Raw genomic sequence first — 9,345 nt, forward strand, 5'->3', positions numbered from 1 at the left:
AATGTGATGTCAAAGCTTGAAAAAACGCACGTAACCGAAGCGAAATTTATGCTTCATGGGGGAGACTACAACCCCGATCAGTGGCTGGATCGGCCCGATATTTTAGCTGACGATATCAAACTGATGAAGCTTTCTCATACGAATACGTTTTCTGTCGGCATTTTTGCATGGAGCGCACTTGAGCCGGAGGAGGGTGTATATCAATTTGAATGGCTGGATGATATTTTTGAGCGGATTCACAGTATAGGCGGCCGGGTCATATTAGCAACGCCGAGCGGAGCCCGTCCGGCCTGGCTGTCGCAAACCTATCCGGAAGTTTTGCGCGTCAATGCCTCCCGCGTCAAACAGCTGCACGGCGGAAGGCACAACCACTGCCTCACATCTAAAGTCTACCGAGAAAAAACACGGCACATCAACCGCTTATTAGCAGAACGATACGGACATCACCCGGCGCTGTTAATGTGGCACATTTCAAACGAATACGGGGGAGATTGCCACTGTGATTTATGCCAGCATGCTTTCCGGGAGTGGCTGAAATCGAAATATGACAACAGCCTCAAGGCATTGAACCATGCGTGGTGGACTCCTTTTTGGAGCCATACGTTCAATGACTGGTCACAAATTGAAAGCCCTTCGCCGATCGGTGAAAATGGCTTGCATGGCCTGAATTTAGATTGGCGCCGGTTCGTCACCGATCAAACGATTTCGTTTTATAAAAATGAAATCATTCCGCTGAAAGAACTGACGCCTGATATCCCTATCACAACGAATTTTATGGCTGACACACCGGATTTGATCCCGTATCAGGGCCTCGACTACAGCAAATTTGCAAAGCATGTCGATGTCATCAGCTGGGACGCTTATCCTGTCTGGCACAATGACTGGGAAAGCACAGCTGATTTGGCGATGAAGGTCGGCTTTATCAACGACCTGTACCGAAGCTTGAAGCAGCAGCCTTTCTTATTAATGGAGTGTACGCCAAGCGCGGTCAATTGGCATAACGTCAACAAGGCAAAGCGCCCGGGCATGAATCTGCTGTCATCCATGCAAATGATTGCCCACGGTTCGGACAGCGTTCTCTATTTCCAATACCGCAAATCACGGGGGTCATCAGAAAAATTACACGGAGCGGTTGTGGATCATGACAATAGCCCGAGGAACCGCGTCTTTCAAGAAGTGGCCAAGGTAGGCGAGACATTGGAACGGCTGTCCGAAGTTGTCGGAACGAGGAGGCCGGCTCAAACCGCTATTTTATATGACTGGGAAAATCATTGGGCGCTCGAGGATGCTCAGGGGTTTGCGAAGGCGACAAAACGTTATCCGCAAACGCTTCAGCAGCATTACCGCACCTTCTGGGAACACGATATCCCTGTCGACGTCATCACGAAAGAACAAGACTTTTCACCATATAAACTGCTGATCGTCCCGATGCTGTATTTAATCAGCGAGGACACCATTTCCCGTTTAAAAGCGTTTACGGCTGACGGCGGCACCTTAGTCATGACGTATATCAGCGGGATTGTGAATGAGCATGACTTAACATACACAGGCGGATGGCATCCGGATCTTCAAGCTATATTTGGAGTTGAGCCTCTTGAAACGGACACCCTGTATCCGAAGGATCGAAACGCTGTCAGCTACCGCAGCCAAATATATGAAATGAAGGATTATGCAACCGTGATTGATGTAAAGACTGCTTCAGTGGAAGCGGTGTATCAAGAAGATTTTTATGCGCGCACGCCAGCGGTCACAAGCCATGTGTATCAGCAAGGCAAGGCGTATTTTATCGGCGCGCGTTTGGAGGATCAATTTCAGCGTGATTTCTATGAGGGTCTGATCAAAGACCTGTCTCTTTCTCCAGTTTTTCCGGTTCGGCACGGAAAAGGCGTCTCCGTACAAGCGAGGCAGGATCAGGACAATGATTATATTTTTGTCATGAATTTTACGGAAGAAAAACAGCTGGTCACGTTTGACCAGAGTGTGAAGGACATGATGACAGGAGACATATTGTCAGGCGACCTGACGATGGAAAAGTATGAAGTGAGAATTGTCGTAAACACACATTAGGCTGATGCTCCGCTCGATATGGGCGGATTCTTTTTTCTATAGAATGAAACCGCTTACTAAGTCTTGGGGGGATGAAATCATGAAAAGCAAAGTGAAAATGTTCTTTGCGGCTGCCATCGTGTGGAGTGCATGTAGTTCAACAGGATATGCCGCTGCCATTGAGAAGGAGAAGCACGTGTCAGAGCTTCGGGCAGAGGATCTTTTTGTTAAAAAAGTAGAGGGGATGAACAAGGATTTTATCAAAGGGGCAGATGTATCCAGCGTTATTGCTTTGGAAAACAGCGGTGTCACCTTTTATAATACAAGCGGAAAACGCCAGGACATCTTTACAACCTTAAAACAGGCTGGGGTCAACTACGTTCGCGTCCGCATCTGGAATAACCCGTATGATTCAAATGGCAATGGATATGGCGGGGGAAACAATGATGTTCAAAAAGCCATCGAAATCGGAAAAAGAGCGACAGCGAACGGAATGAAGGTGTTGGCCGACTTTCACTACTCTGATTTCTGGGCCGATCCAGCGAAACAAAAGGTGCCCAAAGCCTGGGCGAATCTCAGCTTTGAAGCAAAAAAAGCAAAGCTCTATGAGTATACGAAACAAAGCCTGCAAAAGATGATCAAGGAAGGCGTTGACATCGGCATGGTTCAGGTCGGAAATGAAACAACAGGAGGATTTGCCGGTGAGACTGATTGGACGAAGATGTGTCAATTATTTAATGAAGGAAGCCGAGCGGTCAGGGAGACAAATTCAAATATTTTGGTCGCCCTGCATTTTACCAATCCTGAAACGGCTGGAAGGTATTCATTTATTGCGGAAACACTCAGCAAAAACAAAGTGGATTATGATGTGTTTGCGAGCTCCTATTATCCTTTCTGGCATGGCACATTACAAAATTTGACCTCCGTGCTGAAGGCTGTTGCCAATACGTACGGCAAAAAAGTCATGGTGGCGGAGACATCGTACACCTATACCGCTGAGGATGGCGATGGGCATGGAAATACAGCACCAAAAAGCGGGCAGACGCTGCCATATCCAATTTCTGTTCAAGGCCAGGCAACTGCAGTAAGAGATGTAATGGAGGCAGTGGCGAATACGGGCAAAGCAGGACTTGGTGTTTTCTACTGGGAGCCGGCGTGGATTCCGGTCGGGCCGAAGACACAGATAGAGAAAAACAAAGTGTTATGGGAAACATACTGGTCAGGGTGGGCTTCCAGCTACGCTGCTGAATACGACCCTGAAGACGCCGGGAAGTGGTATGGGGGAAGTGCTGTAGATAATCAAGCTTTATTTGATTTTAATGGACACCCGCTGCCTTCCTTGCAGGTGTTTCAATATGCGGAGTCAGGACATATTCCAAAGAAACGCTGAAACAAAAAATCCATGAGATGTAACAAATCATTGTTATGTCTCATGGATCATTTTATTTTACATCAACTAATATAAAACATTCGTCATCACTCTTATGATGCGCTTCCTTTTGATGCTGCAGTGATGTAAGGATTTTCTCCTTCAGGTCAGCGATTGGCGAATCAGGATGATCCTTTAGTAAATCAAATAAATAACATGAAGCCGTAGGATCCATCACGCCATCCGTATACAGAAGCAATCTTCCATCCTCCGTGTATGAAAGGCTGCTTGACTGAAACTCTAAGTCTTCAAACATCCCGATCGGAGGCGAGGTCGCGTGAAGCAGCTGTTGAGTTCCGCTATCGTCCTGCCAAAGTGCCGGCGGATGCCCTGCGTTGACATAATCAATTCTTTGCCGTGCTATATCAATCTCGAGATAAATAGCAGTGCAATAATGTCTTGCTTCCTCATCATTTTGAAACAAGCTGTGAAGGTGCCGGTCCAATTCCTTCATAACTTTAACGGGGCTGAGACCTTGCGTGATCTGGCGCTGGAACAAAGGATGAAGAGACATCGTAATCAATGCAGATGAAATTCCGTGCCCCATCACATCAAGGATAATAATGCCGTAACGGTGTTCATCGATTTGATAATATCCGTAAAGATCACCTGACAATTCACTCGATGCGTTGTAATAAGAGTCAATCTGAACCTGATCGTTTACAATCGGTTCAGTCAACGAGTTTTTCTGGATCTTTCTGGCGAGTTCAAGCTCTCTTTTGGTGTTTAATTTAAATTGTTGATTTTGTTTGTTGATCTCAAGAAGTTCTTCTTGTTTTGCTTTCAGCGTTTCCAAGGCAATTTCTAACTCCGCATTGGCTTTCTGTTTGGCAAGCAAAGCTTCCTGAGCCTCATTTCTGGCTATCAGCAGCTCATTTTCATATTCATTTCGCTTTCGCATTGGAATAAGAACACAATCAAAGACAGAAGCCCCGCTATCGTGTCTCGCAATAGCATTGATAAGGACGGGAATTTCTTCTCCATCTCTTGCTTTCAAGGAAATGTATATTTCTTCGATGTGATGCTCCAATTTCAAAAGCGGAAAAAAATAAAGCTGGCAGAAAAGCTGTGCGGGAATGGTCAACATCATATTCATGTGCTGGCCGATAACCTGCTCCGGTTCATAATCCAGAATCTTGATAAGGGTGCGGTTGGCAGCTATGATCGACCCCTCTTCTGACAAAGCGAGGAAACCGCATGGTGCATCATTCAATTGTTTGTCCATCTAAGAGGGTCACCTCTATCCCTTTCGTTCCTATATCACACGTGTGCTTTTAAATAATCGCCGATCAGCTGTATCGTCTCATCTGGATGGCTCATATGAGGGCAATGTCCGCGAGCCTCCATTTGTTTCAGACTGCTATAAGGCAGATGCTGATGCATATACTTACCTACTGTTGCAGGTGCGATGATATCATCTGCACATTGGAGAATAAGAGAGGGAACCGTTACCTTCGAAAGATCCTCTCGGTGATCAGAAAAAAACGCCGCTTTCGCGAATTGGCGGGCAATGACAGGATCAGTAGAACAAAAACGGCTTTCAAGCTCTTCCTTAATTTCAGGCCGATCTGGCTGATTCAGAACGGTTGCCGCAAATACAGTTGCCCAGCCGATATAATTTTTCTCCATCATCTCCAGCAAGCCAAGGAGCTGCTCCTTTTCAAATCCTCCGTAATACTCAGGCGGATCATTCAAATAGCAAGGAGAAGGCCCCACCATCACCAGATGGGAAAAAAGCTCCGGGCGGCGGATGGATGCAAGCATCCCAATCAAGGCCCCGACGGAGTGACCCACAAACACGGTTTCCTTCAGATCTAAAGCTTCACAAACATCAAGAACATCCTGGGCATAGCCGTCAAGTGTCTGGTAACGATTCAGGTCATATGCGCGCAAATCTGAATGTCCCGAACCGACGTAATCAAATAAAATCACCCGATGATCTTCTTCAAAGGCAGGTGCCACGGCATTCCACACGCTTTGATCGCATCCAAAACCAGGTGCGAACATGATAGATGCTTTGCCGCTGCCTTTCACCTTCACATGATTTCTAGACAAAATCGCTTCGTTCATGATTGGCTCCTTTCAGCCGGAAAGTAATATAAAGTTCAATAGATCTATCATAACACTCGGATGGTTTGAAGAGTGTATCTTTCTATGAATGTCACAGCAGTTTAAAAGAAAGAGGACATGGGAGATAGAAAAGGTGGATGAATTGGAAGATGCAGGAGGAGGATTGCCTAGATACCGGGGTGAGTAAGAAAATGACATTTGTCACTTCATCATCATGACACCCCATACTAACATCGTCTTCTCCGTCATTTTACAATCAATGTAAACGATCAGGAGGTGCTCATGTGATGAAAGAAGCAGTAACAGTAAGCAACGTGACAAAACATTTCCATCGAAAAACCGCTGTAAACCACATCAGCTTCAGTATTGAAAAAGGAGAAATTGCAGCCATTCTCGGGCCAAATGGGGCAGGGAAGACGACCGTCATCTCGATGATATTAGGACTGCTGAAACCGAGTGAGGGAGAAATCAAACTATTTAACCGGGTTCCCGATGATCAACAGGTTCGTGAAAAAATAGGTGTAATGCTTCAGGAAGTAAGTGTCATGCCGGGCCTTAAGGTGGATGAAATCCTTGAACTCTTCCGGAGCTATTATCCGAATCCATTGTCCATGAAAGAACTCGTTTCGTTAACAGCACTCACCAAAGAAGATTTGAAAACAAGAGCAGAAAAATTATCCGGCGGACAAAAACGCCGTTTGAGCTTTGCTTTGGCTCTTGCCGGGAACCCGGAGCTGCTTATACTTGATGAACCGACAGTCGGCATGGATACTTCATCAAGACATCGATTCTGGCAGACCATTCACGGACTGTCGGACCAAGGAAAAACAATTATTTTTTCAACTCATTATTTACAGGAAGCAGACGATGCCGCACAGCGAATCCTATTTTTTACTGAAGGACAGCTTGTTGCAGACGGCTCACCAATGCAAATCCGCTCAAGAATTCAAAAACAGTCTGTTTCCTTTACGCTTCATCCAAGTGAATCATTGGAAAGGCTGTCTTGTCACCCGGAAGTCGAAAGAGTGATCCACGAGCATGAGAGAACCATCATCCAGACATCCAATACAGACAAAGTGTTGGCGCTGATCTTTCAAGAAAACATCCCAGCACGAGATATTCGAATTGAGCAAGCGACGCTCGATGAGGCATTTCGCCAGCTGGCTGACGGCAACAGGGAGGCGATGTGAGTGAACATGCTGCAAAAGCAAAGCATCGCTGAAATGAAAAGGGTGCTTAGGAACAAGTACTTTGTGCTTTGGTCTCTGATCATGCCGATTGCCTTTTATTATTTCTTTACAAATGTAGTGAATACCAACGTCCCTGATCAACGTGCATGGGAAGCCCATTACCTGATGTCGATGACAGTCTTCAGCGTGATGGGTTCCTCTATCATGACGCTTGGCATCCGAATGGTACAAGAACGGTCACAAGGCTGGGCCGCCTTTATCCGCCTTACGCCTCTTCAGGATCATATCTATTTATCAGCTCAGATGATCGGCCAAAGTGTCATTCACGTTTTATCGATTACCGTCATATTTCTGTTCGGCGCAATCATCAATGATATTGCCTTGTCACCGTTTGAATGGATGATGAGCGGACTGTGGATTTTGTTTGGCGCATTGCCTTTTTTAGCATTAGGCACACTAATCGGCCTCATGAGAAAAGTAGAAACAGCGGCCGGAATCAGTAATGTGCTTTATATGCTGCTGGCTTTAGGCGGAGGGATGTGGATACCGTTTGAGGTCATGCCTGACATGATGCAGAGCATTGGCCAGTGGCTTCCGTCTTATCATTTCGGGAGCGGAGCGTGGGAACTTGTCCGGGGTGGGAGTCCGACTTGGAAAAATATTCTGATATTAATCGCTTATATGATGCTCTTCATGCTACTATCTAAATACATAAGAAGAAAACAAGAAGCGGTGTAATACATGAAAAAGGCAATATCTATTTTCCCGAAGGAATTCGGGTTTTTCCCTTATATCTTTCTGGTGTATACGATTATGCCGTTCCTCTCTTTATTAAAAGAATCAGGTGTCAAACAGGGGATCGGATATGGCATGCTGCTCCTTTTTGTAGCGGCATATCGCCAGTTATTCTGCAGCGTGGGCAAAGCTTCGTTTACATATTGGCTTATCGTGCAAATGGCGGTTATTTTGATGTATAGTGTGTTTTACAATATCACCTATATATACTTAGGTTTTTTCCCGGCAAACTTTGTTGGCTATTTCAAAGAGAAAACGAATTTTAACCGTGCGTTCTGCGCTTTAATCTTTATACTGCTTTTTCCATGCCTATACCAATTTATCGCGAATTCGGTCTCGCTCCGGGAGCTTTTTTCTGTTCTCCCGTTTCTCGTCATTATGCTCATTTCTCCATTCGGCATTCGTTCTATGTTTCGGAGAATTGAGCTTGAAAATAAGCTTGCACAAGCCAACGAACAGATAAAAGAACTCTCTAAAAGAGAGGAGCGTGTTCGAATCGCCCGTGATCTTCACGATACTCTTGGCCACACCCTGTCGCTGCTTACATTAAAAAGCCAGCTCATTCAGCGGCTGGCTGCATCTGATCCAGAACGGACCAAGCTTGAGGCAAAAGAAATGGAAACCAGCTCACGATCCGCACTCAAGCAAGTTCGAGAGCTGGTTTCTGATATGAGGACGGTCACGATAACAGAGGAGCTCGTAAACATTCAGCACATATTAAGAGCGGGGAACATTACCTTTCAATACGAAGGAGCCGACGACTTTTCAGCGATATCTCCCGTCACTCAAAATATTATCAGTATGTGTATGCGGGAAGCCGTGACTAACATTATCAAGCACAGCAAAGCAACCCACTGTGCCATCACCATTTCTCAGTTTGCTGACAAAATGAGGATCGTGATACGGGATGACGGAAAGGGAGCGCCGAAGGAGAAAATGTTTGGGAATGGCCTGCGGGGAATGGAAGAACGGCTCATGCTCATTGAAGGGGGATTAACGGTTTCAGATCATAACGGAACGGTTGTGGCACTGACGATTCCGCTTATTAAAAAAGCAGAATGATTGGAGGACGAAAAGAATGATTCGTCTGTTTATTGCTGAGGACCAGCGAATGCTTTTAGGCGCTTTGGGATCTTTGCTTGATTTAGAAGAGGATATGACAGTCATCGGACAAGCATTAAACGGGGAAGAGGCGCTACATGCTATTTTGAAGCTGGAGCCGGATGTATGCATTATGGACATTGAAATGCCGGTTCGAAGCGGGCTGGATGTGGCAGAGGAATTAATGAAAAAAGGCTGCGTCAGCAAGGTCATTATTTTAACCACCTTTGCCCGCCCCGGATATTTTGAACGTGCCGTAAAGGCCGGTGCACATGGCTATCTGCTGAAAGACGGCGAAATTGACGATCTGGCCGATGCCATTCGAAAATGTGTAAAGGGAAAACGTGTCTTCAGCCCTGAGCTGACGTTTAATATGATGCGAGACGAAAATCCGCTAACCGTTAGAGAGCAAGAAATTCTGAGGCTTGCGGCTTTAGGCAAGACAACAAAAGACATTACGCTGGAGCTCTATTTATCTCAAGGCACAGTTCGAAACTATATCTCAGAAATCATCCAAAAGCTTAATGCGAAAAATCGGACAGAAGCCGCCAGCATTGCTGAGGAAAAGGGCTGGATTTAACCATATACTGCACTCCTGGGAGATCGGGAGTGTTTTTGATATGCCACAAATGAAAATATCCCTAGAAAACCCTTCCCTTCTATTATCAGAATAGTGTACGATATTCATATAGTTATTTTAACTCAGGTCATCAG

Annotated in this window: 8 protein-coding genes; 6 read left to right on the forward strand and 2 right to left on the reverse strand. The window is 45.7% G+C overall.

Annotated features, from left to right (window positions below):
* Positions 1-3 precede the first annotated feature (3 nt).
* Positions 4-2,067, forward strand: coding sequence for a beta-galactosidase GanA (gene ganA / locus RAC86_RS11825; RefSeq protein WP_377885665.1), 2,064 nt, complete (start codon positions 4-6; stop codon positions 2,065-2,067).
* A gap of 79 nt (positions 2,068-2,146) precedes the next feature.
* The gene (ganB, locus tag RAC86_RS11830; protein WP_377885666.1) at positions 2,147-3,436 is read left to right on the forward strand and encodes an arabinogalactan endo-beta-1,4-galactanase; all 1,290 of its coding nucleotides are present in this window, start codon (positions 2,147-2,149) and stop codon (positions 3,434-3,436) included.
* Positions 3,437-3,488: 52 nt separating this feature from the next.
* On the opposite strand, the gene rsbP is transcribed toward ganB, so the two are convergent.
* A complete protein-coding gene (rsbP, locus tag RAC86_RS11835; RefSeq protein ID WP_377885667.1) occupies positions 3,489-4,700 on the reverse strand; it encodes a phosphoserine phosphatase RsbP in 1,212 nt (403 codons plus the stop codon).
* Positions 4,701-4,735: 35 nt separating this feature from the next.
* Complete coding sequence (gene rsbQ / locus RAC86_RS11840) at positions 4,736-5,545, reverse strand: sigma factor SigB/phosphatase RsbP regulator RsbQ (protein WP_024571742.1); 810 nt, start codon at positions 5,543-5,545, stop codon at positions 4,736-4,738.
* A gap of 284 nt (positions 5,546-5,829) precedes the next feature.
* On the opposite strand from rsbQ, the gene RAC86_RS11845 reads away from it, so the two are divergent.
* The 4 genes from RAC86_RS11845 to yvfU are packed head-to-tail and all read left to right on the forward strand — an operon-like array spanning position 5,830 to position 9,211.
* Positions 5,830-6,735: an ABC transporter ATP-binding protein gene (locus RAC86_RS11845; RefSeq protein WP_161476696.1), complete on the forward strand. Its 906-nt coding sequence runs from the start codon at positions 5,830-5,832 to the stop codon at positions 6,733-6,735.
* Positions 6,736-7,473, forward strand: a complete 738-nt coding sequence (locus RAC86_RS11850) for an ABC transporter permease (protein WP_161476697.1) — start codon at positions 6,736-6,738, stop codon at positions 7,471-7,473.
* Positions 7,474-7,476: 3 nt separating this feature from the next.
* Positions 7,477-8,592: a two-component system sensor histidine kinase YvfT gene (yvfT, locus tag RAC86_RS11855; RefSeq protein ID WP_029318384.1), complete on the forward strand. Its 1,116-nt coding sequence runs from the start codon at positions 7,477-7,479 to the stop codon at positions 8,590-8,592.
* 16 nt (positions 8,593-8,608) lie between these two features.
* The gene (gene yvfU / locus RAC86_RS11860; protein WP_015251201.1) at positions 8,609-9,211 is read left to right on the forward strand and encodes a two-component system response regulator YvfU; all 603 of its coding nucleotides are present in this window, start codon (positions 8,609-8,611) and stop codon (positions 9,209-9,211) included.
* The last annotated feature ends 134 nt before the right edge of the window (positions 9,212-9,345 follow it).

The organism is Bacillus sp. LR_5 (assembly GCF_042709275.1).